At 57.5% G+C, this 24,977-nt stretch carries 26 protein-coding genes and 1 pseudogene; 24 read left to right on the forward strand and 3 right to left on the reverse strand.

What is annotated here, in order from left to right:
• The first annotated feature begins 27 nt into the window (after positions 1-27).
• The 19 genes from CKW07_RS02810 to CKW07_RS02900 all read left to right on the forward strand — a co-directional run bounded on the left by CKW07_RS02810 (position 28) and on the right by CKW07_RS02900 (position 14,953).
• A complete protein-coding gene (locus CKW07_RS02810) occupies positions 28-348 on the forward strand; it encodes a capsid cement protein (protein ID WP_095143467.1) in 321 nt (106 codons plus the stop codon).
• Positions 349-392: 44 nt separating this feature from the next.
• Positions 393-710, forward strand: coding sequence for a hypothetical protein (locus CKW07_RS02815; protein ID WP_256577014.1), 318 nt, complete (start codon positions 393-395; stop codon positions 708-710).
• The gene (locus tag CKW07_RS02820) at positions 703-1,254 is read left to right on the forward strand and encodes a hypothetical protein (RefSeq protein ID WP_095143469.1); all 552 of its coding nucleotides are present in this window, start codon (positions 703-705) and stop codon (positions 1,252-1,254) included. Before CKW07_RS02815 ends, CKW07_RS02820 begins: the two co-directional genes overlap by 8 nt.
• Positions 1,221-1,781, forward strand: a complete 561-nt coding sequence (locus CKW07_RS02825; protein WP_095143470.1) for a phage baseplate assembly protein V — start codon at positions 1,221-1,223, stop codon at positions 1,779-1,781. The genes CKW07_RS02820 and CKW07_RS02825 overlap by 34 nt, the downstream gene beginning before the upstream one ends.
• Positions 1,782-1,837: 56 nt before the next feature.
• Positions 1,838-2,059 (forward strand): hypothetical protein, encoded by a 222-nt coding sequence (locus tag CKW07_RS02830; protein ID WP_095143471.1) that lies wholly within the window; start codon positions 1,838-1,840, stop codon positions 2,057-2,059.
• A gap of 5 nt (positions 2,060-2,064) precedes the next feature.
• The gene (locus tag CKW07_RS02835) at positions 2,065-2,391 is read left to right on the forward strand and encodes a GPW/gp25 family protein (protein WP_095143472.1); all 327 of its coding nucleotides are present in this window, start codon (positions 2,065-2,067) and stop codon (positions 2,389-2,391) included.
• Positions 2,388-3,266 carry a baseplate J/gp47 family protein gene (locus tag CKW07_RS02840; RefSeq protein WP_095143473.1) on the forward strand — a complete coding sequence of 293 codons (879 nt, stop codon included), beginning with the start codon at positions 2,388-2,390 and terminating at the stop codon, positions 3,264-3,266. The genes CKW07_RS02835 and CKW07_RS02840 overlap by 4 nt, the downstream gene beginning before the upstream one ends.
• A gap of 1 nt (position 3,267) precedes the next feature.
• Positions 3,268-3,879 (forward strand): phage tail protein I, encoded by a 612-nt coding sequence (locus tag CKW07_RS02845; RefSeq protein WP_095143474.1) that lies wholly within the window; start codon positions 3,268-3,270, stop codon positions 3,877-3,879.
• On the forward strand, positions 3,842-6,433 hold the full coding sequence (locus tag CKW07_RS25875; RefSeq protein WP_371850632.1) for a phage tail protein: 2,592 nt from the start codon (positions 3,842-3,844) through the stop codon (positions 6,431-6,433). Before CKW07_RS02845 ends, CKW07_RS25875 begins: the two co-directional genes overlap by 38 nt.
• Complete coding sequence (locus tag CKW07_RS02855; protein WP_095143476.1) at positions 6,433-6,864, forward strand: tail fiber assembly protein; 432 nt, start codon at positions 6,433-6,435, stop codon at positions 6,862-6,864. Before CKW07_RS25875 ends, CKW07_RS02855 begins: the two co-directional genes overlap by 1 nt.
• Before the next feature lie 102 nt (positions 6,865-6,966).
• Positions 6,967-8,130 carry a phage tail sheath family protein gene (locus CKW07_RS02860; protein WP_095143477.1) on the forward strand — a complete coding sequence of 388 codons (1,164 nt, stop codon included), beginning with the start codon at positions 6,967-6,969 and terminating at the stop codon, positions 8,128-8,130.
• 12 nt (positions 8,131-8,142) lie between these two features.
• Complete coding sequence (locus tag CKW07_RS02865; protein ID WP_371850633.1) at positions 8,143-8,502, forward strand: phage tail sheath C-terminal domain-containing protein; 360 nt, start codon at positions 8,143-8,145, stop codon at positions 8,500-8,502.
• A 12-nt stretch (positions 8,503-8,514) separates the two neighbouring features.
• Positions 8,515-9,018 (forward strand): phage major tail tube protein, encoded by a 504-nt coding sequence (locus CKW07_RS02870; RefSeq protein WP_095143478.1) that lies wholly within the window; start codon positions 8,515-8,517, stop codon positions 9,016-9,018.
• 11 nt (positions 9,019-9,029) lie between these two features.
• A complete protein-coding gene (locus tag CKW07_RS02875; protein WP_095143479.1) occupies positions 9,030-9,338 on the forward strand; it encodes a phage tail assembly protein in 309 nt (102 codons plus the stop codon).
• 143 nt (positions 9,339-9,481) lie between these two features.
• Positions 9,482-11,845 (forward strand): phage tail tape measure protein, encoded by a 2,364-nt coding sequence (locus CKW07_RS02880; RefSeq protein WP_095143480.1) that lies wholly within the window; start codon positions 9,482-9,484, stop codon positions 11,843-11,845.
• Between the two features lie 9 nt (positions 11,846-11,854).
• The gene (locus CKW07_RS02885) at positions 11,855-12,712 is read left to right on the forward strand and encodes a phage tail protein (protein WP_095143481.1); all 858 of its coding nucleotides are present in this window, start codon (positions 11,855-11,857) and stop codon (positions 12,710-12,712) included.
• On the forward strand, positions 12,687-12,893 hold the full coding sequence (locus CKW07_RS02890; protein WP_057716592.1) for a tail protein X: 207 nt from the start codon (positions 12,687-12,689) through the stop codon (positions 12,891-12,893). The genes CKW07_RS02885 and CKW07_RS02890 overlap by 26 nt, the downstream gene beginning before the upstream one ends.
• A 28-nt stretch (positions 12,894-12,921) precedes the next feature.
• Positions 12,922-13,956 (forward strand): phage late control D family protein, encoded by a 1,035-nt coding sequence (locus CKW07_RS02895; RefSeq protein ID WP_095143482.1) that lies wholly within the window; start codon positions 12,922-12,924, stop codon positions 13,954-13,956.
• Positions 13,957-14,158: 202 nt separating this feature from the next.
• On the forward strand, positions 14,159-14,953 hold the full coding sequence (locus CKW07_RS02900) for a DNA adenine methylase (RefSeq protein ID WP_095143483.1): 795 nt from the start codon (positions 14,159-14,161) through the stop codon (positions 14,951-14,953).
• A 654-nt stretch (positions 14,954-15,607) separates the two neighbouring features.
• Here CKW07_RS02900 and CKW07_RS02905 read toward each other — a convergent pair.
• Complete coding sequence (locus CKW07_RS02905) at positions 15,608-18,919, reverse strand: metallophosphoesterase (protein WP_095143484.1); 3,312 nt, start codon at positions 18,917-18,919, stop codon at positions 15,608-15,610.
• A 105-nt stretch (positions 18,920-19,024) separates the two neighbouring features.
• Here CKW07_RS02905 and CKW07_RS02910 point away from each other — a divergent pair.
• Positions 19,025-19,294, forward strand: a pseudogene (locus CKW07_RS02910) (DUF4113 domain-containing protein); the annotation flags it as partial.
• 77 nt (positions 19,295-19,371) lie between these two features.
• Here CKW07_RS02910 and CKW07_RS25390 read toward each other — a convergent pair.
• Complete coding sequence (locus tag CKW07_RS25390; RefSeq protein ID WP_176465257.1) at positions 19,372-19,524, reverse strand: hypothetical protein; 153 nt, start codon at positions 19,522-19,524, stop codon at positions 19,372-19,374.
• A gap of 470 nt (positions 19,525-19,994) precedes the next feature.
• Here CKW07_RS25390 and CKW07_RS02915 point away from each other — a divergent pair, with 470 nt between their 5' ends.
• Both CKW07_RS02915 and CKW07_RS02920 read left to right on the forward strand, forming a co-directional pair.
• On the forward strand, positions 19,995-20,369 hold the full coding sequence (locus CKW07_RS02915; protein WP_176465258.1) for a helix-turn-helix domain-containing protein: 375 nt from the start codon (positions 19,995-19,997) through the stop codon (positions 20,367-20,369).
• A gap of 1 nt (position 20,370) precedes the next feature.
• Complete coding sequence (locus CKW07_RS02920; RefSeq protein WP_095143486.1) at positions 20,371-20,919, forward strand: ImmA/IrrE family metallo-endopeptidase; 549 nt, start codon at positions 20,371-20,373, stop codon at positions 20,917-20,919.
• A 704-nt stretch (positions 20,920-21,623) separates the two neighbouring features.
• Here the strand turns inward: CKW07_RS02920 and CKW07_RS02925 are convergent.
• Positions 21,624-21,833, reverse strand: coding sequence for a hypothetical protein (locus CKW07_RS02925; RefSeq protein WP_095143487.1), 210 nt, complete (start codon positions 21,831-21,833; stop codon positions 21,624-21,626).
• Positions 21,834-22,416: 583 nt separating this feature from the next.
• On the opposite strand from CKW07_RS02925, the gene CKW07_RS02930 reads away from it, so the two are divergent.
• Together CKW07_RS02930 and CKW07_RS02935 are read left to right on the forward strand one after the other, a co-directional pair.
• Positions 22,417-22,746 (forward strand): hypothetical protein, encoded by a 330-nt coding sequence (locus tag CKW07_RS02930; protein ID WP_095143488.1) that lies wholly within the window; start codon positions 22,417-22,419, stop codon positions 22,744-22,746.
• A 947-nt stretch (positions 22,747-23,693) separates the two neighbouring features.
• A complete protein-coding gene (locus CKW07_RS02935) occupies positions 23,694-24,977 on the forward strand; it encodes an LssY C-terminal domain-containing protein (RefSeq protein WP_218192021.1) in 1,284 nt (427 codons plus the stop codon).

Raw genomic sequence — 24,977 nt, forward strand, 5'->3', positions numbered from 1 at the left:
TGTTGTTTCTGCACAGGAGAAATACGCATGTCCAAGAATTACTCGGGTGCCGGCGAGACGGTGACCTTTGTTGCCCCGGTAGGTGGGGCGACGGCGGGTGTGCCGCTGGTGTTGGTGGATCTGGTGCTTATCCCGATGGCCAGTGGCGTCGAGGGTGACGTCTTGGTGGGGCATATCGGCGGGGTCTGGCGCTTGGCCGCGGATGCGGCGTTGCGGCAAGGGCAGAAGGTGGCGTTGCAGGGTGGTGTGTTGGTCGATCCGCTCACGGCCACCGGTGACACAGTGCCGTTCGGCAAATTGCTGAGTGCCCCGGTCGGCGGGATTGCCGAAGCGTTGTTGATTCAGTGACGGGCCTGAGCCGCTTTCGCGACATCACAGCGCGGATGGATGCGGTGTTGGTTGATCGCTTGGGCGACCGGGCGATCAAGTCCGATGGGGTGGCGCTGTTCGGTGCGTTTTTCTCGCCCTTTGTCGGCGCAGACGTGGGCGGCAAATCGAAGAGCGTGCGCCTGGGCAATGCCATCGTCACCGATAACGTGCTGGCCCCCACCTTCACTGCGCGGGTGGTGGATGCCGCGGGGATCGAGAAAGACAGCTTCCTGACCATCGATCTGCCGGCCGAGCAGGGTGGGGGCCGTTACAAGGTGAGCAAACGCGAACCGGACGGTGCCGGCATGGTCGCCTTCATACTGAGTTTGAACAATGGATGAGCTGACGACCTTACACAATGCGATTGAGGCGACCTTCAAGGCGGGCTTGCCGTCGGTGGTCAGCGTCGAGGCGTTTCCCGAACTGGATGCTGAAGTGGGTTTGCCGGCGGTGTTGTTTGCCCTGACGGAAATCGGCGAAGCGCCGGACACGGGTAGTGGCAAGACCTCCCTGAGCGGCCGCTTCCAGGTGTGCATCATGGTCGATTCGACGATCAGTAAAGCCGCGTTGCAGGCGGCCATCTTGGCCACCGAGATCAGCAAGATCCTGCGCGGGCAGTATTGGGGGTTGGACTTTGTCGAGGAGGTGCAAGACGTACGTGCCTTTCCGGATGAGTCGATGCCCGAGTTGGCGCAGTTTGTGGTGTGGATCGTTGAGTGGAAGCAGGTGTTCCAGATCGGCGAAACCGAGTGGTTATGGCCCAACGAGCCGCCGGGCACCCTGTACCTGAACGTCGACGGCTGTACCGGTACCGGCAATGAAGATCACTACTTTCAGCCGGAGGATCTGGCATGGGATACCCCAGCGCTGAACACGACCGGATGATCGCCGCCATGCTGCTGCCCTGCGTGGTGGTCGGCGTCGATCTGATTGCCGGTCGGGTCCGGGTCAAGGCCGGCACCTGGGTCAGTGCGTGGGTGCGCTGGCACAGCCTGGCCGCTGGCAAGGCCCGGCACTGGCGGGCGCCGAGCCCGGGGGAGCAGGGCGCGCTGTTCAGCCCCAGCGGTGATCCGGCGATTGGCACCTTCATTCCCGGGCTGTATGGCAATGCCGGGGCGCCGCCGGACAACCGCGATCACGTCGAGGCCTGGTACTTCGACGATGGCGGCTCGCTGGTCTACGACTGGAGCGCCGGCAGTTACCGCATCGACTTGCCTAACGGCAGCAGCGTGACGATTACCGTCGGTGAGGCGTTGTTCGAAGTGACACCGGATCAAGTCCGGGTGGTCGCGAGCCAGATCGCACTCGTGGGTGAGGTGACTATCGACGGTGCGCTGAACGTGTCCGGCGACATCAGCGGCGCCGGCACGATCATGGATGCCGGCGGTAACAGCAACCACCACTCGCATTGAGTGCACATACACCTTCAGCCCGCCGCGTGCGGGCTTTTTCATGCCTGGAGAAAACCATGACCAGTAAAACCAAGGACGTATCCGCAGCAACTGATGAGCCCGCTCCGGCCACGTTGAGTACCTTTCTCGACACGCTCTACACCTCGCGGGTGCTGATCCTGCCCGAAGGCGGGCGCACCTTGCGTGTAGCCAAGGGGCAGGTCGCGGTGGCGTCGGACGACACGGTCGCGCTCGAGTATTTACGAGGCCGTAAGGACTTTGTCGCGGTCGAGGGCTGATCGAGATGATCGGACTGGACCGCCGCACCGGACAGCTCATTTCCGGCGTCGATCATTTGCGCCAGTCCATCGAGGACATTCTGTCCACCCCGCTGGGCAGCCGGCGGATGCGTCCGGATTACGGCAGCAAGCTGCGCCGCTTTGTCGACCTGCCGGTGAATGACGGCTGGAAGAGTGCGGTGCAGGCCGAGGTGGCCAGCACGCTAGGTCGTTGGGAGCCGCGTCTGAAACTGGGAAGGGTGCGTGCCGTGGCCATTCTGGACGGGCGCATCACCTTTGAGCTGACCGGGCAGTACCTGGGCAGTGAAGTGTCATTGGAGGTGTCCGCATGACCATGGAACTGGCGGCACTGCCGCCGCCACAAGTGCTGGAAGACCTCGACTTTGAAGTGGTCTACCAGGAAAAACTGGAAGCCTTCCGCCTGAGTATGGGCGACAACTGGACCGCAGAGCTGGAGAGCGATCCGGTGCTCAAGCTGATCGAGCAGGCCGCGTATGGCGCCTTGCAGAACCGGGCGCGAGTCAACGACGCGGGCAAGGCCTTGCTGTTGGCCCACGCCGAGCGTGCCGACCTCGATCACCTGGCGGCGAACGTCAACCTGCAGCGGCTGGTGATTCAGGCCGAAGACCTGAGCACGGTACCGCCGACGCCGCAGGTACTCGAGGAAGACGATGCCCTGCGCGAGCGGATTCAGCTGTCGTATGAAGGGCTGACCACGGCCGGACCACGCAACAGCTACATCCTGCACGCGCGCAATGCCTCGGGCCTGGTGGCCGATGCCACGGCGGAAAGCCCGTCGCCGGCCGTGGTGGTGGTCACCGTGCTCAGCCTCGAAGGCAGTGGCGCCGCCTCGCCGGAACTGCTCGAGCAGGTCCAACTGTACCTCAATGACGAGGATGTGCGGCCGGTGGCCGACCGACTCACGGTGCAGAGTGCCGTGGTCATTGATTACAGCATTGAAGCGGTGTTGTACCCGCAGACCCCGGGCCCGGAAAACGAAGCCTATCTGACCGAAAGCCAGAAACGCCTGAGCGAATGGATCAACCCGCGTCGCCGGCTGGGGTTGGAGGTGGCGCGCTCGGGCATCGATGCGCAGTTGCACATTCCCGGGATTGCTCGGGTCGAGCTGCTGGACTGGACCGATATCAGGCCGAGCAAGGCCGAGGCCGCGTATTGCACCGGCTATAGCGTAGTGCTGGGGGCCTGACATGAGCAGTTTGTTGCCGCTCAACAGCACCCCGCTGGAACTGGCCCTCGAGGCCGCGAACTACGAAGACACGCTGATTCCCCTGCGCAGCTTGTACAACGCCGACACCTGTCCCGAGCACTTGTTGCCGTACCTCGCCTGGGCCTGGTCGGTGGACCGCTGGAACAACACTTGGTCGCCGGAGGCCAAGCGCTCGGCGATCCGTTCGGCGTACGACGTGCATGCCCGTAAGGGCACCATCGGTTCATTGCGCCGGGTGGTCGAACCCTTGGGCTACTTGATTGACGTGGTGGAGTGGTTCGACACGGTGCCTGAAGGCGTGCCCGGCACCTTTGCGCTGGAGGTCGGGCTGAATGATGCCGGGATCACCGAGGAGCTGTACGAGGAACTGACCTGGCTGATCGACGACGCCCGCCCGGTCAGCCGGCACATGACCCATCTGGCCATCAGCCTGCAGACCCAAGGCGTGCTCGACATCGCCGTGTGTGTTTACGAAGGTGAAGAGATCGATGTGTACCCACCAGATCCGCAGGACATCGACGTGACCGGCGCCTTGGGCCCGGCGCTGTGCGTTGATGAAACCGATACTTTGGATGTTTACCCCTATGATTGATAAGAGCAGTCAGTTTTTTGCCATTCTCACCGCGGTGGGCGAAGCCAAACACGCCAATGCCATCGCCATGGGCCTGGACTGGATGTTTACCGAGATGGCCCTGGGCGATGCCAACGGCACCGATCCGATTCCCGATCGTCTGCAAACTCAGCTGATCAACGAGTGGCGCCGCGCGCCGATCAACCAGATTCGCGTCGATCCGGCCAACCCCAACACCGTGATCACCGAGCAAATCATTCCGCCCGAGGTCGGCGGGGAGTGGATCCGCGAGATCGGCCTGTACGACGTCGACGGCGATCTGGTGGCGGTGGCCAACTGTGCGCCGAGCTATAAGCCGCTGTTGGCCCAGGGCACCGGCAAGACCCAAGTGGTGCGGATGAATTTCATCGTCAGCAGCTCGGCGAACATCGTGCTGAAGATCGATCCGGCGGTGGTGCTGGCCACGCGTGAATACGTGGACCTCAAGATCCAGGAGGAACTGGCCAAGCTCGATTATAAACAATCGGTACGGGTTGCCACCACGGCCGCCATCACCCTGAGCAATGTGCAGACCATCGACGGTGTGGCCCTGGTTGCCGGTGACCGGGTGCTGGTGACCGCGCAGGCGCAGGCTGAAGATAACGGTATCTACGTGGTCAGCACCGAGGCGTGGACCCGGGCGGTCGATGCCGACAACAGCCTGGAAGTGACTCCCGGGCTGTTCGTCCATGTCGAGCAGGGCACCACCCACGGCGACAGCCTCTGGCAACTGGTCACCGATGCGCCGATCACCCTCGGCACTACCGGCTTGCAGTTCGCGATGATCGCGGGTGCCAGTGGGGTCAACGCCGGCACTTATCGCAGCGTCACCGTGGATACCCTCGGCCGCGTGATCGCCGGTACCAACCCGACCACCCTCGACGGCTATGGCATCACCGATGCCCTGGCGGTGAGTGAGAATCTGGCTGATGTCGCGGACGTAGCCGAGGCCCGCGACAACCTTGGGCTGGGAACCGCCGCGACCCTCAATGCGCAAACCAGTCTGGACGATGCCACGGCTGGTGCCTTGATGAAGGTGGGGGCCTTCGGACTGGGCGCACAAGCGCCGGTTGTCACGGACCTTGATGTCTTGAATGGCACGCAATTCTTCGGGTTTGATCACAGTGCGACCGGCGCGGTACCGGGCACGAACTATGACGCCATTGGCTGGCAGGTAGATGTAGCGGGCCAGCGGACACAGCTTGCAATTACGAACTCGGCGCTGTGGATTCGAACCGATGACAGCCACAACCATACATGGGACGAGTGGGTGCAGCAGTGGGATTTCAACAGTTTGGTTAAACAATCGAGCGCATGGGATGCCACTGCGGGCCGCGTGCTGCTCAATGGTGCCTTCGGGGTAGGCGGCGTAGCGCCCAATTTGCCAGGCAATGACTTCAACGCCCCTCAGGTCGGTGGCACCTATACGTTTGTTGCCGACACCCTCAACCGTCCGGACATTCCCGGCAGCGATCATGGTCTGGCGATCCATGTCGAACGTTCCTTCGGCAACCTGGCCTACCAGGAAGCACGAGTGGCCAACAGCCCGACGCGCTACCGGTACCGCACCGGGGATCACGCCACCGGGACCTGGGGTGACTGGCAGATCCTGTGGGACTCCAGCAATCTGGCTAAACAAACATCGCCAATCGACGACACGTCGGGCCATGTGTTGCTCACCGGCGCCTATGGCTGGGGGCAAGGCGGCATCGACGTTCCCGAAGGAACCGACCTCGATACCGTTACAGAGGCTGGTGTTTACCGGTTGCAAACATCACCTGAATATCCGCCAGGTATCCACTGGTCTCCGATGATAGTGGCGGTTGGACAAGACGCCGCATTCCAATTGGTCGTCAACAATCAGACTGGCACCGTCTGTTCACGGGGCGCCATCACCAGTGGAGCAGGATTTGGGTCATGGGTAACGAGCTGGAATGACAGTAACTTTAACCCTGCGGCGTATCAACTTGCCCTGGGGTTCACGCCGGTGCAACAAGGCGGTGGCGCGGGCCAGATGGCCAGCAAGATCTACATTGGTTATCGACCCGATACGGCCGATGTTGGTTTACAGGTTGATGCGGACAACCACGGGAGGATCTGGACCGAACGCAACTTTAACCCCAACGGCTACCAACTGTTGTTGGGTTATACGCCTGTGCAGCAAGGGACAGGATTTAATCAACTTCCGGGCAATAACGTTAAAATTGGTTGGGGTGCAGACGGCCAGTTGCATTGTACCGTTGACGAGCTGGATCTAAATGCAATCTGGACGGATTATTACGGCTTATCGAAAGTAGCATGGGCTGTTTCAACTTTTGGCGCCGGTACAGTAGGTTCATATGGCATATTCAAAGCATACAATGCCGTAGGCACTTCCCCCGGAACTGAGGTCGCGGGCGTGAACCTTCAATATACGGATACAGGCGGACAATCTGCACATGGTAATCCCGCAGGCACTTGGCGTTTAATGGGCGGCTTGCAAAATGCGGATGGTCAAGATAGTGATTCGGTTAGTCTTTATTTGAGGGTTATATAATGAATTTTCTTGATGTATTAAACCCTCAATGGGCAAACGCTGAGCATACTGCAATTAATGTGATGGTTGTTGAAGAAACATTAGGTGAATTGCCTTTTACGGCAATGCCTAATGATTCCACGGAGTATGGCCCTGAGATTTTCATGCGTGCCGCTGCGGGTGAGTATGGTGACGTCGCTGCCTATGAACCTCCATCGGACGCTGCTTTGTTACCTGCCGCGCGCTCCCAGCAGAAGCGGTTAATGCAGGACGCTGGTCTGGCGGCGGCACCGCTGCAGGACGCGGTCGATCTGGGCGTGGCCACCGACGAGCAGGTCGAGCAGTTGACTGCCTGGAAGTTCTACCGCATCGAGCTGAGTGAAGTGCCGCAGCAAGCCGGTTGGCCACGGGCGATTGAGTGGCCGGTCACACCGGATCAGCAGACACCCTAACGCCCCGCACTGACGGGGCGTTTTCTTTTCCGTCAGGCATCACACCGAACACTCCCACGGCCTCGCTTATGCGGGGCTTTTTCGTTTCTGGAGCATCACTTTATGAGTTTCTTTCACGGCGTCACCGTGACCCTGGTAGACACCGGGGCCCGGCACATCGCAACCCCTTCGGCGTCGATCATCGGCCTGTGCAACACCTTCACAGTGGCACCACCGGCGACTGCTGCGGCCAACGAATTATTGCTGATCACCCGCGAAAGCGAAGCCGTCGCCGCTTGGGGCCCGGACGCAGCGATCACCCAGGACTGCAAGGCGATTTTCAAACGGTCCAAGGCGGTGATTGTCGCCGTCGGTGTGCCGCTGCTGGAAGACCCGGCCGAGCAACTGTCCGCAATCATCGGCGGCGTCTGGGCCGACGGTTCCCGTACCGGCATGCAGGCGTTGCTCAACGGCAAAAGCCAATTCAACGCCCAGCCACGGTTGTTGGTGACTCCGGGGTACTCGGCGACGCTGGCGGTAGGCACCGAGCTGGTGGCGCTGGCCGACAAGCTGCGAGCCATGGCCATCATCGACGGGCCGAACACCACCGACGAAGCCGCCATCGCCTATGCCGAAAACTTCGGCAGCAAACACGCCTACATGGTCGATCCGGGCGTGCAGTTCTGGGACACCAAGACCAGCTCCACGATCAACGCGCCGGCCTCGGCCTGGACCGCCGGTCTGTTCGCCTGGACCGACGCCACCTATGGCTTTTGGGCCTCGCCATCGAACAAGGAGTTTGTCGGCATCACCGGTACCACGCGGCCGATCGAGTTTCTCGATGGCGATCCGTCTTGCCGCGCCAACCTGCTGAACAACGCCAACATCACCACGATCATCCGGGACGACGGCTATCGCCTGTGGGGCAACCGCACGTTGTCCAGCGATCCGAAATGGAAGTTCGTCACCCGGGTGCGCACCCTGGATATCGTCATGGACGCCATCCTCTACGCGCACAAGTGGGCGGTCGACCGCTCGATCACCGCCACCTACGTCAAGGACGTGACCGAAGGCCTACAGGCGTTCATGCGCGACCTGAAGAACCAGGGGGCGATCATCAACTTCGAGGTGTATGCCGACGAAGAACTGAACACCTCCAGTGAGCTCAGCGAGGGCAAGGTGTATTGGAACATCCGCTTCACCGACGTACCGCCGGCCGAAAACCCGAACTTCCGCGTGGAGGTGACCGATCAGTGGATCACTGAAGTGCTCGATACCGCTGCCTAAGGAGGCCGTCCAATGATTCTGCCAAAAGTGACCCTCAAGGCCGGCGACTGCACCCAGGTGCGCCTGCTGGAAATCGTCAAGGACGCCATCCTTTACGCGCACAAGTGGGCGGTGGACCACTCGATCACTGCCACCTACGTCAAGGATGTGAGCGCAGGCCTGCAGGCCTTCATCCGCGACCTGCAGGACCAGGGCGCCAAGCTCAACTTCGAGGTGTATGCCGACGAAGCGCTGAACACCTCCAGCGAGCTCAGCAAGGGCAAGGTGTACTGGAACATCCATTTCATCGGCGTACCGCCGGCTGAAAACCCGAACTTCCGCGTCGAGGTGACCGATCAGTGGATCACTGAAGTGCTCGATACCGCTGCCTAAGGAGGCCGTCCAATGATTCCTGAAGTGCTCTACAACACCAACCTGTTTGTCGACGGTATCAGCCTGCAAGGCGACGTGCCGAGCCTGACCCTGCCCAAGTTGACCCTCAAGACCGACGAGTACCGTGCCGGCGGCATGGACGCAGCGGTGGAGATCGACATGGGTACCGAGAAGCTCGAGGCCAGCTTCACCACCAACGGCGTGCGCCGTGAGGTGCTGAAGTTCTTTGGCCAGGCCGACCTGACCGCGTTCAACGCCTCGTTCCGCGGTGCCTTCAAGGGCCAGAAAGGTGCGGTGAAATCGGTGGTCGCCACCCTGCGGGGCAGCCTCAAGGAAGTCGATCCCGGGGAATGGAAGCCCGGCGAAAAAGCCGAGTTCAAGTACGCCGTCGCTGTGACCTATTACAAGCTGGAAATCGACGGCAGCGTGATGTTTGAAATCGATCCCCTCAACTCGATCCGTGTCGTCGACGGCACCGATCACCTGGCCGCCGTGCGGTCCGCCCTGGGCATGTAAGGAACACCACCATGAGCAACGATAAAGAAAACCTCCTGCCGAAGTGGCTGCAACTGGGCAGCGGCATTGCCACCGTCATCCTGTCCCGGCCGAGCCAGGCCAACGGCATTCAGGTCGACAAGCTGACCTTGCGTGAACCGACGGTGCGCGAGATGCGCGCCGCCACCCTGCAGGGCGGTACCAACGAAGAAGAGCAGGAAATGGTCTTGTTCTGCAGCTTGGCGAGCATTGGCCGTGCGGATCTGGAGGGGCTGTTGATGCGCGATTACCGTCGTCTGCAGACCGCCTATTTTCGTCTGGGAGCAGACGACGGGGTTTAACCCCAGGCTGCAGAAGACCCTGGCCAAGCGCTTGGCCGTCGAGCTGAATTTCTCGGCGGCCGAGATTCAGGGACTGTCGTTTTCCGAGATGGTCTGGTGGCTCACGGATTGAGCCGATCCCCGTCGCACACAGGTAACCCCCCATGGCGAACAAACTCTCCCTCGGGCTGGTGATTGGCGGCGCCGTCGACTCTTCGCTCGGTGCCGCTTTCAAAAACGTCAGCGGCGAAATGAAAAAGCTCGAGGCGCAAACCACCCGCGCCAAGGGTTTGCAGAAAGTCATCGGCGAGACCATGCGTCTGCGCGATGAATGGAAAAGAGCCCACGACAGCGGGGCGGCGAATGCCGACGCTTTGTTACGCAAGCTGGAAGCCAACAACAGTAGCCTGCGCAAGCAGGGGATCGAGGTCGGGCGCCTGCGTCAGGAGTACCTGGCGCTGGGCAAAGTGGTGCGCAGTGCCGAGTTCAAGGCCAAAGGCATGGGCCAGGTCGAGGAAGGGCGGGAAAGTCTGCGCAGCGGGATCGGCACGGCGGTGGCCGGTACCACCCTGGCCGCGGTGCCGACCAAAATCAGTGCGGACTTTCAGGCGATTGTGCGCGATATCGCGATCAAGTCCGGTACCGCGAATACCCAGCAAGAAGTCGACACCGCCCGGGACATCGTCCAGACCTCAAAGGACACCGGCATGGCCAACACCCAGGTGGCCGACCTGGTGAACCAACTGGTCGGCGGCGGCATGGAGCTGGCCGAGGCGCTGAAGTACGCGCCCGTGGCCGCAAAGTTTGCGGTCGGGCAGGGCGCGTCAGGCACCGATACAGCGAGGATGATTCTGGCGATGCAGAACAACGCCAAGATCACCGATCCCAAGAAAATGGAACAGGCCCTGGCCTCGGTCGCGCTGCTGGGCCAGCAAGGCAGCTTCGAGGCCGCCGACATGGCCAAGTGGTTTCCCGAGCTGTTGGCGCAGATGGCCAGCAGTGGCATCACCGGCCAGGACGCCGTCACCCAGTTGGGCGCCATGCTGCAGGTGCAGATCAAGAGCGCCGGCAGTGCGGATGAGGCGGCAAACAACCTGAAAAACTGGGTCGCGAAAATCGGCTCGGGGGAAACGGTCAAAGGTTATGCCGATGCCGGGATCGACTACCAGGGCTCGATGAACGCGGCGATTGCCAAGGGCCTGTCGACCTTCGAAGCCAGTTTCGAATTGGCGCGCCGGTATGTGGAAAAGACCGACCCGAAAAAGGCCAGACAGCTGCAGCAGGGGCTGACCAAAATCAGCCACGAAACCGACCCGGTCAAGGCGCAGGCGATGGCCGATGCTCTGGCCGCGACCCTGCGTACCGGCGATCTGTTCGCCGACATGCAGGTCAAGACCGCCCTGATGGCGTACACCCAGAACAAGAAACTCTACGCAGAGCTGAAAAAGGACGCCTCGGACCCCAACGGCCAGCGCAAAGAGATTCTCGACAAGAACCTGGCCGAACGCCGCGAGAGCTCGTCGCAACGCTGGGCTGAAACCGGTCAGGCGTTCAATGATTCGCTGCGTGCCATCGGTGATGCCCTGCGCCCGGCGACGGATGCGCTAGCCACCGGGATCGGTACGGCGGCACGGGGCTTGACCGCATTGTCCGAGGAAACGCCCAAGGTGGTGTTGGGCCTGGCAGCGCTGACCACCGGGGCGTTGGTGCTGGGCAAGGCCTGGGCCGCGCTGAAGATCGGCCGGGGCCTGGTGAACATTGCGCGTGGCTCGGTCAACGGAAAATCCGACATCGTGCAGCGGGTGTTCGTGACCAACGCGGATGACGTCGGGGTTGACGGGCTGGATCACGGCAAAGACGGGAAGGGCGGAAAGGGTAAAGGCCCGGCAGGCAAGGCGACCATGGGCACCCGGTTCATGAAGGGCACCGGGCCGCTGGTGGTGCTGGCCGCCGGGGTTCAAGCAGTGGACACAGCCTTGAACGCGACCACCCGCGATGAAAAGGCCGAGGGCTATGGCAATGCGGCGGGCGGGCTGGCCGGTGGCCTGGCTGGCGCGGCGGCCGGTGCGGCCATCGGTTCGGTCATACCGCTGCTGGGCACTGCGGTGGGCGGAGCGATCGGCGCCTGGCTTGGGGCCTGGGGTGGCAGTGACTTGGGCGCGACCGTGGGCAAGGCACTGTTTGGCGGGCCGGACGCGCCCACGGTGTTACCGAAAGCACCGCTCGGCATGTTCCCCATGCCCGCTGGCCAAGGAGTTGGCGACGTCGTGCGCTCGATGACCAGTACCCCGGCGACTCCGGTTACGGCGGCAGCGCTGATGCCGGTCGCCGTGGCGAAGCCGCCCGAATGGCCGAAGGTCGATCAGCAATTCACCTTCGCCCCGGCGCCAAGCATTACCGTGCAAGGTGATGTGAAAGACCCGGCGCAGTTGGTCCAGGAGTTGATGCCGCACCTGCGCCGTCAGTTTGAAGACTTCGCCCGGGAAGCGCGGGCCCGCCAGTTGTTTGATGCGCCACACGTTGGCTGAGGAAGTGATATGGCGGATGAAAAATCCTACCTGCAACACCTGCAGGGTGGGTTGAAGTACATGGTCGACGCCGGCGAGGCCGGCCGCACCGATCTGGAATCAATGACCGGGCCAATGAATGGCGCGCTCAATGAAATCGGCGGTGCGGCAGATGCCATCGAGGGCTTGCCCTTTATCAGCGAAGACCTGAGCGACAAGACCCGGCGGCTGCAGAGTGCGATCAACTCGGCGCAGGCCAAGATCGGCAAGGTGGCCAGTCTCTACAACCAGACCCAGCGGGCGCTGGCGCAGTTTGATGAGCACTTTTCCGCGCTGACCGAACAGATTGACCGGTTTGGTGCGGCGTTCAACAAGGTCGCCGGCAAGGCCAATGCGGCGCTGGGCAACATCTTCCCCACGGAATGGTTTGCCAGCGATATGACGCCAGTCCCGGAGGCGGTGAAACCGTTCCCGCACCTGCTGATCATCTACCCACTCAAACCCAATGAGCGGCCGTATTACTTCAACCTGGACACCGCGGCGTTTGACGAACTACGGCGGCAGACGTCGTTTCGGTGGGCCGCGCAGGAGCGCCTGACCCGGCGCCCGGCGCAACAGGCCGTGGGCTTGGGCGAGGAGAAGATCACCCTCAAGGGCGCGATCTACCCGAGCTTCAAAGGCGGGCTGAAGCAACTGGATACCCTGCGCAGCATCGGCGCCAAGTTGCTGCCGCTGAACCTGACCACCGGGTATGGCGAGGTGCTGGGCAACTGGTGCCTGACCAATATCGAAGAAGAGCAAAGCGCCTTGCTGCCTGGGGCGATCCCGCGCAAGCAGGGTTTTTCATTGGAGTTTGTCCGTTATGGCGATGACCTGCAGAACGGCTGACGGGGATCTGCTCGACACCCTGTGCCACCACTATTACGGCCACTTGAACCGCAGCGTCGAGGCGGTGCTGGCCGCCAATCAGGGCCTGGCCGATGAGCCACAGCCGTTCCGGGCCGGCGTGCTGATCACGCTGCCGGATCTGGTGGTCGAGACCGACAGTGTGATTTCGCTGTGGGACTGAGCCTTCTTTTCTTGTTTGGGAGACCGTTATGCAACCGCTTTTCCGTATCGTCGCCGACGGCGCTGACATTACCGCCCTGATCAATGATCGGCTGGTCTCGCTGCAGCTTGCCGACCGGCCCGGAATGGCCTCGGACTCGTTCGAACTGCGCATCGACGACCGTGATGGGGCGGTGGCGCTGCCCGCGCGTGGCGCGAGTATCGAGATCTACCTGGGCTATGCCGGCGCCGACCTGACCCGTATGGGCCGCTACACGGTGGATGAGGTGGCGGTCTCCGGCCCGCCGGACACGCTGGTGATTAGCGGCAAGGCCAGCGACATGCGCGGCAGTGGCAAGAGCACCCGCAGCGGCAGTTGGGAAGACGTCAGCCTGGCGCAGATCGTCGGCGATGTCGCGGCGCGCAATGGCTGGCAGCCGTCGTGCCCGGTCGAGACCCGGGTGCCACGCATGGACCAACTGAATGAGTCGGACTTCAACTTCATCACCCGCCTGGCCAAGAAGCACGACTGCACCGCCAAGGTCGCCGACGGCAAGCTGTTGGTCCTGCCGCGCCAGGGCGGGCAGAGCGCCAGCGGCCGGGCCTTGGCTGTCATCACCCTGCAGCGCGGCGATGTCACCCGCTGGCAGTTTCGCTTGAGCGATCGCAGCACCCACAAAGGCGTCAGCACCCAGTACCAGGACCCGGCCAGCGGAGAACTGCTGGTCTCGCACCTGGACAACCCCAACGTGCCGGAGGGCATGCCGCCGGTGCACACCGACCGCCATCTGTATCCAGACCGGACGGCCGCTGACGAGGCCGCCAAGGCGCGTCTGGCGGCGTTCAACCGTTCCACCGCCTCGGTACGCCTCGACCTGCCCGGGCGTACTGACTTGTTTGCCGAAATCTTGATCGAGGCGCAGGGCTTCAAGCGCGGGCTCGATGGCGAGTATCTGGTGGAGTCGGTGGATCACACCTTCACTCAGTCGGGGTGGACGGTGTCGGTTGAGTGCAATGGCGGTAAGGAGGGCAAGGCCAAGGCATCAGGGAAGCCGCAGAAAGTCGTGCTCGAAGTGGCAGATTGATTGCCCGGGAGGATGAACCGTCCCAGATCGAAGAGGTTTTAACCCCGAAGTAAAAGGAGCGGCCAGACTGGATGCGTCAACATCCCGCCTGGCCGCCGTCCCCGCAGATTGTCCCTGCAAGTCCAGCCAAGGCTCCTGCTCTGTGCACAAAGCGGAGCGAGCCTAACACCTGTTTATTTATACAGTAAAGGTCTTGCTATCCATGTCTACACCCATCATTCCTTGGATGGGCGGCAAACGCCGCCTGGCCGATCGCCTTATTCCGCTGTTCCCTCCTCATGAATGCTACGTTGAAGTCTTTGCCGGCGGCGCCGCGCTGTACTTCATGCGGCCGCAGGCTGCGCCCGTCGAAGTGCTCAACGACATCAACGGCGACCTGGTGACGCTGTACCGCGTGGTGCAGAACCACCTGGAAGAGTTCGTGCGCCAGTTCAAGTGGGCGCTCAGCTCACGGCAGGTGTTCGAGTGGCAGAAGATGACCCGCCCGGAAACCCTCACCGACATCCAGCGCGCCGCCCGATTTTTCTACCTGCAGCACCATGCCTTCGCCGGCAAGGTCTCCGAGCAGTCGTTTGGCACCCGCACAACCGCCCCGGCCATCAACCTGTTGCGCATTGAGGAAAACCTCTCGGCCGCATGGCAACGCCTGTCCGGCACCTACGTCGAGAACCTGCCCTGGCTCGACTGCGCCGAACGCTATGACCGTGCCCATACCTTCCACTACATGGACCCGCCGTACTGGCAGACCGCAGGCTATGGGGTGGACTTTCCGTTTGAGAACTACGAACGCATGGCCGACTTCATGCGCCGCTGCAAGGGCAGGGTGATGGTCAGCATCAACGACCACCCGGACATCCGTCGGGTGTTTGAGGGCTTTCATTTCGAGACGCTGGATATCCGCTACACCACGACCAACCAACGGCAGGGCAAGGCTGAGGTCAGTGGCGAGTTGGTGATCATGAACTGGGAGCCAGCAGCGCTTGGCGGGCTCTTTTAAAACGACCACTTTCGACCAAAAACTAATTCATGATCGACAGCAATCGGCCTAGGCTGTGTAAAAACGCAGGCCCTGTTTTTAAGTCTGTGTCGCTACGTAAAATCTGACAGTGATCGGCAGATTCATGGTCCAGGAGTTTGCGCAGGAGCGCGGTTTTCGTTCCGTGGCGGACCTTAAACCTGCTCTAAACGGTTTTACACACTCTGGGTCAAAAGCAGCCGATCAAACGCGTTTAGGAGAATATCGGCGATCCATTATCGGAGTTTAACATTAATTTAAAAACTTCTACTTCGGAATAGAGGGTGTTCTACAACTTTCAGATCTAAGTTGCGATTCCGCCGTTCGATATAGGTTCAGTCAATAACATTGCCTGCAAGCTTCTGAACTAAAGGGTGTGTGGTTTCCAGCTGTGGTCAGAATCTTGTCTCAATGAAAAATCTAATTTAATTGTAATCAAGGGCATCTAATAACTCGATTCTCGTTATGCCACCAGTAACCCGGGAAAGTAGGAGGGGCGGGCTAATGCGCGTACTAGCCCGCATGGTTTGCAAATAGTCTAATTTAATACGGAATTGCATCTTGTATTTAATTGCAGCGCGTTATGCTTTAAGTGAAGGCCGTCTCATGAACGACCCACTGATAGATCCTCAATGCCTACAATGAGTAATCTTGATCGTTTGAACTTATGGATGCCCCAAGACGGGCATAAAAATATGATGTTGCCAAATCGAAGCGACCTAATGAAGCAGGTGGATTATCCCCAATGATGTTGTTTAATCGTCCTAGAGCTTTTTTCTCCAAGTCTTCTTTTCCACGCAGTCTCCAGAGCAATGAGCTATAACGGAAAAGCTGCAGCATATTTTCATACTCGCGACGCTCTGTAAATATCTTCCAAAGTATTTCATGGCACTGATAAAAAAGAGTGTCAAATCGCTCGTTATATAAGTAATGATATAAGCGGATTAACAGGTGTTCCTCTGCGGTCGTTAGCTTAAAGTCAATATTTGACTTTAAGGAAACCTTACCTAAAGCGATCATTGCACGCATAATGTCATAGCTATCACCATTTTCTTTTGCGTCCCTGACTATACTGCGTAATTGAGTTATTCTTTCCATGTCATCCACAGTAGCGTATGCCTTAGACAGCGCTATAGTTACAGCGACCGATTTGGCCCCTTGTCGCCGCGCTTTATCCTCTAATTTTGAAAGTGCCGCAGCCCGCGTTGACTCACTACCTTCAGTGGACATTTCCAGAATTATTTGCTGGGCGCTGAGCGCAGAGTAGCTACTTTTATCCAATGCAATAACTTTTTTAGCATAAGTTACCGCGTCATCCACCTCTTTTAATGACTCAGAACAAAGAGCAAGATTCATGTAGACGCTAAGCAAGGTTCTCTTGTCTGAAATATGAGGTAGCGCAGCTAGAAGAATATCCTTTGATGTAGTAGTGTTTCGATCACCGTCTAACATCCTCAAGGCTTTGGCGTACAAAAAGTCCATGTAGTACTTGTCGGTCTCTGGGATTTCGCCTTCTAGCAAAGGAGAAATATACTGAAAGAACTCACAAGCGCTCCGATAATAATCGCCAGCTAGTAATGCGGCTCCATGATACTGAGTTAGAGATACAGCGACGGTTAACTTTCTCGGGTTGCCGAGTGCGGCCATTACTACTTTTTGGACAATCGACCGAGCATTGTCTAACTCAGCGGGAACACGACCAGGAGCATGGAATTTTAGGCTGTGCGGCGGTTTAAACTCACCTATCGACCAAGACGCCCCAAAATATGACGATGCCGCATACTCATCAAGTGTTTTACGCTCCCGATCTGTTAGCTTTGACTGTACCCACTCCCGAACTGGGCGTGTTGCAATTAAACGCTTTGTCTTATTTACATGCGATCTACTTTCAAGTTGATTAACCTCAACACCCTGTATAAAACCCCGTTGCTCAAGTATTTGTGCGTGATCAAAAAAAACGGGTTTGGTTCGATCGAAATTTTTGATCTTCCCTAGCTCCTCGCCTTGCGGGAATACACATAGTATCTTCAATAATAAATATGCTCTTTGCATTCCTGGCTCTTTTGACTCAGAGAGCTCAAGCATCGCCCTATTCAACGAGCCATCCGGCAGCGGTATTTCGGAGGTCAGAGAAGTAACTTCACTCAAAGAGGCAACACGCATATTGCGAAGATCGGTTTCAATTAGATTTGGCAAGCCATCGGTATGCTGGTAAATCTTGAGGTAATCTTCGCTTGTCAGCCCTCTATTACCTAAACGATGATGTTCAACAAAGCTACGAGTGTCAGCTTGATCCAGAGCTACGATCTCTAAAATGTTCTCGCTATCTACTGAAGGGGACTGCCTGCTAAGTATAATAATGTTCAGGCTAGGGCAATACGACAGCATAACATCAACTAAATTACTCAGATCCCTATGAAGTTTCAGCGACTCATCAGTATTGCTCGAAAATGGCGTATCTTCAAAAATTAAGTATGGATTTGATAGCTTAGAGAGGCTGTCGCATATTGATTCGAAGCTGAAGCCATACCGTGCCTTTACACCTTCGAAGAACTGGTTTCGATCAGAATACCCACTTAGATCAAGCGAATAATTAAGGGATTGTTCATGCGACATTTTCTTTTGTATTGCCCACAGGAATCCTTGCTCCCCCATGCCCCACTCTGCAGCTAACCAAAGAACCCTGGTTTTTTCAAGAATCGAGCATGCTGCTCTTAATTGTACAGCTCGAACGAAGAGTGCTTCTTTTGCCTCGCCTAGCACCTTGGCAATAACACCAAGATTCACCGCAATTCCAGCATCCTTCACTTGAATTTGCTCTGCAGTTTCATCTGATAGCTTTTCTTCTATCCATGAGTTTTTAGGCTGTACTTTACCGGCCGCTGTAGAGGTCATTTCAAAAAAATGAACAATTTTGTTAGCGTTGTCTATAGGTAAAGTGTAATCCGCGCCTATTTTTCGCTCCCCTGCAACATCTCTCGTTGCTCGCGGCAACAATGTAAGCGTCGCCGGAGCGTCAACTGCAATATCAATGATGCCTAATGAATACCCATGCTTCCTGTCTTCCTCATTACTTCCGAAGTGCTCCAACCCAAACAAAGAGGCGCTTTGTATAGAGCGTTTTACCTGCATACCTAAGTGGCTTTGTTGATATGCACCAGCAGCATGCATGTGACCATATAAGTGGGCGCCAAAACGACCACTTACATCAATTTCTTGATTGAAAATCTTAAGGCTATCGGGATGTAGCCAATCTAAAGGGTGATGAGTCACCAACAGATTCAGGTTTTGTCCTTTTGCCCAGCCAGTCGCATCACCATCGGTAACCGCACTAAGTTGATCAGGATCGATATGAAGCCTACCCTTATGGTCCTCACCATCCAGCTGGAGCCAAGTTGAGTTCAATCCGACAAGCCCGACCTTTAAATCACCGGAGGAATATACAGATGTAATATCGCCAGGAATTACCCCTGAAGCCTCCTCCAACAGAGGAATGCCAACCTCTTTTAATTGGGTTTTCCATTTTTCAAAATTTTCAAAATATTTTGAGAGCGTTGATCTCAAGTTAGAACCATCTTTCGTCCAAAAGGCGGCTCTGAGCTTAGGTGTATCCCACCAGTTGTCCAGCGCGAGCTTGACAGGGTCTAAAGCGTCGGGCCTCACAAGGTCGTGATTTCCTGGAACGCAAAAAAGATACGGCTGGAAACCAGCTTCACCGAATACACCCCACATCTCCTGAAGGGTCTTTGTTAGAGACGCAAACTCCTCAGCGTCTCCTTTTTGTGTTAGGTCTCCTGAGAAAATCACTACATCCCATTTTCCATGTTCGGATTGGAGATACCTGAAGTCATCGTAAACTTGATGTTTCACGTTTTGCCACATCCATTTATGGCTCTTCATTCCAATGTGCAGATCACTGAGATGAAGCCAAGAAAAACGTGAGCTCATGCTGAAAGTCCTTTTTGATTGGGGGGGGCGGAGGATGGCGCAATGATATCATGCGCCAATCCTTGCGTCGTAATCCTTGCCAGGGGACTCATTATTGTGAATCTTCGTCCTGGATTCCGCTACAGCAAGGCCGAAGTGACGCTGCTCAGCCTCTGCCAGCCAGGAGAGTTCACAGAGGATCTGTTCGCCACATCGCAACCGGGCGCCTAGACGAAGCTGATGGGCGTGCTGGATCAGATTAATGGCCGCTGGGGGAGGGGGACGCTGCGTTCGGCGAGCGTACCTAGTAACCAGGACTGGGCAATGCGTCGGGAAATGATGAGTCAGAGCTACACCGCCAGGCTCGATCAGCTTTGGTCAGTGGCTTGCAAATAGGGGGGGAGGCGGTAGGCAGGACGCCGGAAGGAGTTCAGGTTGGCTGGCCACGTCCTTGTTCCGTGGCCCTCCTAGCCTTACAACATCGCCAAAACGACAGTGACCCCAAGAGCCAGTGCAACAGCGGACACTGGATCAATGCCCATCAAGCCGAAGCCGATGGCCATGCCACTGAACGCACGAATGCGTTTGTGCAAAACTGCTGAACCAGCTTGTTTAGTCATACCCATAGGTATTTCCTCCCTAGCTGTTCTCCCAGTCTCATATAGCAGTTGGCGGGGAGGTTCAGACTGTCTCTGCCTATTTCCTTTTTCCGCTTTCGCGGTTTTTTCCAGGAGGTCGGTGGCAGTTACCCAACTGGACCGGTTGCAGCACGATTAACATCATCGCGACGCTGACGTTCCGAAAGTGGCGAAATGATATCTTTGGTTTACCCTTCCGCCAAGGTGTTTTTGGGCATGCTCTGGTGGCCAAGGATTGATTGCGCTAGCTGGATGCCAAGCGGATGTGTGGGCAGCGGGTCTGAAGTGGTGAGGTGAATGTAACTCGGGCAGGATTTCAAGCGTCGCAAAGCGAATGATCGGGATGTGTTGAGTGTCATACCCATCACTGAAAATAAATTCACAATCCCGCTTGCTCAGTTAGCAAATTATGCTAATCTAGATTTTAGCGGGCTATGTTAGTTCGCTTGGAGGCAGATATGTTAACTGAAATCGGTAAATTCCTTCGCAAAGCACGCATTGACCATGGGTGGCTTTTGAAAGATATGGCTGAAGGCGTCGGAATCTCCGCGGCCCACCTTTCTACGATCGAAACCGGTAAGCGGCAGATCACCCAGGACCTGGTCAGTAGGCTTGGGGCCTATCTAGGGTTGAGGGTCGGAACACAAGAATACGCGCAGCTAGAAAAGGCTGCACTGCTTAGCCGTGGGCAAGTAGAGATTGAAATGAAAGGGATGTCTGCCAAGCACCAAGAGACGGCGCTAGCTTTCTCTCGGCAGTTCAATGAGATGAATTCGGGCGATCTGGATCGAATCCTTCAGGTGCTCAATTCGGCTCAAAAGAAAGGTAAATAAGATGAGCGGCCCATCATGTGAAGTACCAGCCCGAAGTGAGGCGGAAATTTTCAAGCTCGCAGACACTGTGCGTGCAGACTTGAAGATAACCGCCGACGGATTTCCTATCATCGAGTTTTTAGAACTCGGGATGCCGCAGTTCTTTGAAGGGTTTGCCTTTGAAGTCGGAACAATGGCGCAGATGGGAAGCAACCATGGCCTTACCATCCCATCAGAAAATGTGATTCGTCTGCGAGAGGATGTTTATGAGCGTTGTTGCGAGGGGCAAGGGAGGGACCGGTTCACTGCTGCGCATGAGCTAGGTCACTATCTTATGCACCGCAATGCGGCCATAAAATTTCATCGGGCTGAACAGGGAAGGCTACCTGCTTATCTAGATAGCGAGTGGCAAGCCAACAGATTTGCAGGTGGGCTTTTGATGCCAGAACGCCTAATGAAGGCGTGCGAGTCACTGAGTGAGGTGACGCGGCGATTTGGTGTGAGCTGGGACGCAGCGTCTTACCAGAATAAAGTTTTGGCAAAGAAAGGTAAGATGAGAATTTTGAACTGATTGGAGTTGGCGCTCCAATCAATTCGGTGAGCTTTGGTGAAGGGGCTCGCCCTTGCAGTGTGGCTGCGAACGGAATGTTAGTCATTTCCTAGCGGATGGCAAGAAAAAATTTCCTTCTGCTAAGGAGGTGACTATGGAATATGCCTAAAAAACCAGCCCCTAAAGGGTTCCGTTGGGTCTTCTGTCGGTATCGACGAGTGAAGAACTCGCAACGCATGCTCGACGCGTGGGACTACGGTCGTGAAGCTTGGTGCTTCTTGGTCAGATGCTAAGTCAACTATTGGCCATCTAGACTAACTAGGGGCGATTGAGCTTAGAAATAAAAAAGCCCAAGAAGTGCGTCTAACACTTCTGGGGCTCTTGGTGAGGTGAACGAGGGTCAACCGAACCACCCTGATCCCTGCACAGATGTCTTGGGGAAGACGTCGAGAGTGTAGTAGCGGTAATGGATCAGGGCAAGTAAAAATCCTCCAACCCTTCATGGGGAGGGCCTGCCATGGCTTACTCAACTTCGAAGAGCGTGTTTGTGCATCGCTATCTCCGGTACCGGCTTGGCCGGTGGGAAAGCGTTTGCCAGCATTGGCGCTCATGCCCTGGTCAATTGACCTTGTTCTGATGCAAAAAATGGGCAGCCCTAGTGGCTGCCCATTTTTCTATTCAAATTGGATGTTGCGATTGCTGCCTGGCTACGACTGTCGAGATTGTCAATCTGGCGTCATCAGCACGGCCAGCGTCATCTTGATGAACTCTTCATTCCGGTCGATCGTGACCAATGCGCCACGTACATTTTCGGCGACTTCTGCCGAACCGCGCTGCTCGACCCAGAGCGTGAGCTCCATGATGGCAGCCTCCAGGGCAAGCTGATTTTCGTTGATCTTGAATAGCAGGGACGGGAGCAGGTCCGAGTTTGGCATCGTGGATCCTCCGTGGAGTTTTCAGCTTAGCAGTGGGATTTCTTGATTGGATTGAGGGGGGAGGTTGTTACGTTGGAATGGTGGAAACCTTATGCGGCGGTCTGGTCGCGAGGGTTACCAGGTCGCCTTCAATGGGGTTAGAATCTCCCAAGACAATGACCTCAAACGCCCCAGCATTCACAAAATAGTACAGTGGCCAGTACATCTAATCCGAAGCAGTTAGGTTTCATCCAGTGAAGACGGTGATTTTAGACCTTAATTAGATTCCGGCTTCGGCACCATATATATCAAGGGCTTACGCTTAACGGCGTAGGCCTTTTTTGTTGGGCGGGTGGTTTTCGTGTCTATAACGTGTCTGTTAGACCGTGGACATGGGCACATACACCACGGGTTCCACTTTGGAACACGGCGAGGCGTGGAGCCAACCCAATCGCAAACCCGCCGGTGATTCCGATTGCAACCCGCCACCTGTCAAGGCGCAGATTCCAGTCCGGCCACAAGCAGTCGGTGGACAGACTAGTGTGTCCTGCTACCCTCCTTACCGTAGTCGGGCTTGGCGTCACCCCAGTCAAGGAGAGAGCAGATGTCTAAAGAGCAAAAGGGTACGAACCTTTCGAAGGAATTCTTTCGGAAGATGCGAATTGCTGCAGAAAACGAGGATTTTGCGGCAGTGAATGACCTTCTCGACGAGGCGGGAAGCGGCGCATACGGCGTGGCTTGGCAGGCCGCCGGCAATGCGAATGACCTCAAGGAATCGATCTGCAAGAACCTTTCGGCCATCATTAGGATCTGCGATTCGATCATCGGAGATCCGAAGGCGGATCCTAAAGAGGTTGCTTGGGCGAGGGGTAAGAAAAAGACAGCACAGGAACAGCAGCAGAAACAAAAGTGTTCGCCGCCGCTGGTCGCCTAAGCAATCGCGGCGGCCTAACAAGTTGTTCAAGGGGTGCCCATCCGAGGTCTCTGTTTCATCTGCAACACTCCTGCTGCGTACACAGAATAGGGCAGGGTTGCGGAAATGAGCAAAAAGATGCGGAAACGATGCGAGTGTGGCCCGCCGTAATCGTAAACTCCAGAAACGACAAAGCCCTGAATAATCGCCTGCGCAATTAAATCCGGAATGACATGGGCCCCCTCTACGGATACGAGAAAAGCGCGACGTTGGGCTAATCGCCGCCACAAGTCGCTCGGACAGTGGGACAAACAACCCTGTGCGCAATTTGTGCACGGGGGACAGACCACGTTTTTCGCACTAAAGAAACCGTGGTCTGTGTGCGCCAGTACAAACTGGCAAGAGGTAGTCGGTGCAAGTCCGATACAAGAACGAAGTGGCGAATCATCTTGGCCCCCGAGTCATGCGTTGGTCATCGTGAGGCGGGCAGCGAAGCGTTGACAAGTGCAACTGCAGGCCAGCCATTGAGCCGCGAAATCATAAGTCCCGGGATGCCGTATACAGATGAGCGGAAGGTGACACGGAGCAGGGTGTCAATCGCAAGCCCTGTGACGATCCCGCGCGGTCGGAGACCCTGAGCATGTCGGGAAGCTTTTTGCACAGGAACTGGGAGGTCTCAACGGTGCCCGGCAGCAGTGTGCCGGGCGGGGCGGGAAAGGGTAATCATCGACGGCTGCTGGAGCCCATCGACGAGGTATCACCTGCAGAGGCCGAAGCGGCCTGCTATCGATAGTTCGACTAGTCTGCCATGGCGGCGTGACTCACATCAAAAAGCCTCCGCAATTCCCGGGGCGGTTCATAATGAAAAGCTGCGACGTAGAGACTAATGTTCGTAGTAGCCACGGATTACGTAGGCAGGGCAGCGAAGATTGGTAAAGCTCAGTTGATGGGGTTACGCGATGCATCGCATGGTGAGACTCGTTCTCGCAGCAACGGCCATCGCAGCCGCGCTCGCCGGCTGCGCCTCCCAGCCTCCGCCAACGACGAGCCTTGACTACAAGAGCCGCGCCGTGACGCGCAGCGATGGCGGCTTGCGCGTGTCGACCGCCGTACTGTCGGCCGCAGAAAGCGAGGCGGTCTACGGCGTGCCTCTGGCGAATACATCGATACAGCCAGTCTGGGTCGAAGTCAAAAATCGGGAAGACCGCGCCTACTACCTGCTTTCGCCGGGCCTTGATCCGAATTTCTTCCCTGCATCTGAGGCGGCCGAAGCATTTTTCTCAGGGGGCACGCAGGACGAGCGGACGGCGCTCGACCGGCACTTTCGTCGGCTGGCCTTCCGCAACCCTATCCCATCTGGCGCGACAACCTCGGGCTTCGTGTTGACCAACCTCGACGAGGGGTTCAAGTTCGTTAACCTCGATCTGGTGGCAGACGGGCGGTCGAGGCATTTCTCTGTCCTGGCCATCGTGCCGGGCCTGCGCACCGATTACCACATCAGCGAAGTGTTCAGGCAGGGCATCTATCCGCCCGAAGAGATTGTGAACTACACCGATGACGCCAGTTTCCAGGCGGCGCTGGAGGCGCTGCCGTGCTGCGTCACCAACGAGGAGGGTTCCAGGAACGGCGATCCGCTGAATCTGGTGATCGTCGGCGGCCTCGATGATGCTTTCCCCGCATTCGCGCGTCGCGGCTGGCGTGGAACCGAGGAAAAGTGGTCGGGGTCGATCATGAAAATGGTTAATTCGGCGCTGGCCGGCGAGCGCTATCCCTATGCGCCGGTGAGCGATCTCTATCTGTTCGGGCGAGCTCAGGACCTTGCCTTGCAAAAGGCGCGTGACAACGTCCACCAGCGCAATCATCTGAGGCTGTGGCTGAGTCCGATGCAATATCACGGCAAGAAGGTGTGGGTCGGACAGATCAGTCGTGATATCGGCAGCCGGCTTACCGTGCATTCTGCGACGCTGACGACGCACAAGATCGACCCTGACGTCGACGAAGCGCGGAGTGCGCTGACACAGGATATGGCGTATTCGGTGACGCTGGCCAAGTTCGGATTTGTGAAGGGTGTGGGGGCCGCGCCCAAGAGCGCGCCGCGCGAGAACCTGACGACCGATCCTTACTACACGGATGGGCTGCGCTGTGTTCTGGTATTCGATAAAATGCACACCTCCCTGGCGGAAATCGAGTTCTTTCTATCGAAGGGAATCTACGAGAATGGCGGACAGTCACCGGGGCGGGTCAAGCCATGA

The organism is Pseudomonas sp. Irchel s3b6, from assembly GCF_900187415.1.
GTDB lineage: Bacteria > Pseudomonadota > Gammaproteobacteria > Pseudomonadales > Pseudomonadaceae > Aquipseudomonas.

Excerpts from the sequence above, each read along its gene's own strand:
- CKW07_RS25390 (WP_176465257.1), bottom strand. The coding sequence starts at position 19,524 with ATGGGTATGACTAAACAAGCTGGTTCAGCAGTTTTGCACAAACGCATT.
- CKW07_RS02930 (WP_095143488.1), top strand. The coding sequence starts at position 22,417 with ATGTCTAAAGAGCAAAAGGGTACGAACCTTTCGAAGGAATTCTTTCGG.
- CKW07_RS02900 (WP_095143483.1), top strand. The coding sequence starts at position 14,159 with ATGTCTACACCCATCATTCCTTGGATGGGCGGCAAACGCCGCCTGGCC.
- CKW07_RS02860 (WP_095143477.1), top strand. The coding sequence starts at position 6,967 with ATGAGTTTCTTTCACGGCGTCACCGTGACCCTGGTAGACACCGGGGCC.
- CKW07_RS02810 (WP_095143467.1), top strand. The coding sequence starts at position 28 with ATGTCCAAGAATTACTCGGGTGCCGGCGAGACGGTGACCTTTGTTGCC.
- CKW07_RS02835 (WP_095143472.1), top strand. The coding sequence starts at position 2,065 with ATGATCGGACTGGACCGCCGCACCGGACAGCTCATTTCCGGCGTCGAT.
- CKW07_RS02885 (WP_095143481.1), top strand. The coding sequence starts at position 11,855 with ATGGCGGATGAAAAATCCTACCTGCAACACCTGCAGGGTGGGTTGAAG.
- CKW07_RS02920 (WP_095143486.1), top strand. The coding sequence starts at position 20,371 with ATGAGCGGCCCATCATGTGAAGTACCAGCCCGAAGTGAGGCGGAAATT.
- CKW07_RS02875 (WP_095143479.1), top strand. The coding sequence starts at position 9,030 with ATGAGCAACGATAAAGAAAACCTCCTGCCGAAGTGGCTGCAACTGGGC.
- CKW07_RS02820 (WP_095143469.1), top strand. The coding sequence starts at position 703 with ATGGATGAGCTGACGACCTTACACAATGCGATTGAGGCGACCTTCAAG.
- CKW07_RS02840 (WP_095143473.1), top strand. The coding sequence starts at position 2,388 with ATGACCATGGAACTGGCGGCACTGCCGCCGCCACAAGTGCTGGAAGAC.
- CKW07_RS02880 (WP_095143480.1), top strand. The coding sequence starts at position 9,482 with ATGGCGAACAAACTCTCCCTCGGGCTGGTGATTGGCGGCGCCGTCGAC.
- CKW07_RS02895 (WP_095143482.1), top strand. The coding sequence starts at position 12,922 with ATGCAACCGCTTTTCCGTATCGTCGCCGACGGCGCTGACATTACCGCC.
- CKW07_RS02935 (WP_218192021.1), top strand. The coding sequence starts at position 23,694 with ATGGTGAGACTCGTTCTCGCAGCAACGGCCATCGCAGCCGCGCTCGCC.
- CKW07_RS25875 (WP_371850632.1), top strand. The coding sequence starts at position 3,842 with ATGAAACCGATACTTTGGATGTTTACCCCTATGATTGATAAGAGCAGT.
- CKW07_RS02915 (WP_176465258.1), top strand. The coding sequence starts at position 19,995 with ATGTTAACTGAAATCGGTAAATTCCTTCGCAAAGCACGCATTGACCAT.
- CKW07_RS02830 (WP_095143471.1), top strand. The coding sequence starts at position 1,838 with ATGACCAGTAAAACCAAGGACGTATCCGCAGCAACTGATGAGCCCGCT.
- CKW07_RS02865 (WP_371850633.1), top strand. The coding sequence starts at position 8,143 with ATGATTCTGCCAAAAGTGACCCTCAAGGCCGGCGACTGCACCCAGGTG.
- CKW07_RS02825 (WP_095143470.1), top strand. The coding sequence starts at position 1,221 with ATGGGATACCCCAGCGCTGAACACGACCGGATGATCGCCGCCATGCTG.
- CKW07_RS02925 (WP_095143487.1), bottom strand. The coding sequence starts at position 21,833 with ATGCCAAACTCGGACCTGCTCCCGTCCCTGCTATTCAAGATCAACGAA.
- CKW07_RS02870 (WP_095143478.1), top strand. The coding sequence starts at position 8,515 with ATGATTCCTGAAGTGCTCTACAACACCAACCTGTTTGTCGACGGTATC.
- CKW07_RS02855 (WP_095143476.1), top strand. The coding sequence starts at position 6,433 with ATGAATTTTCTTGATGTATTAAACCCTCAATGGGCAAACGCTGAGCAT.
- CKW07_RS02845 (WP_095143474.1), top strand. The coding sequence starts at position 3,268 with ATGAGCAGTTTGTTGCCGCTCAACAGCACCCCGCTGGAACTGGCCCTC.
- CKW07_RS02890 (WP_057716592.1), top strand. The coding sequence starts at position 12,687 with ATGGCGATGACCTGCAGAACGGCTGACGGGGATCTGCTCGACACCCTG.
- CKW07_RS02905 (WP_095143484.1), bottom strand. The coding sequence starts at position 18,919 with ATGAGCTCACGTTTTTCTTGGCTTCATCTCAGTGATCTGCACATTGGA.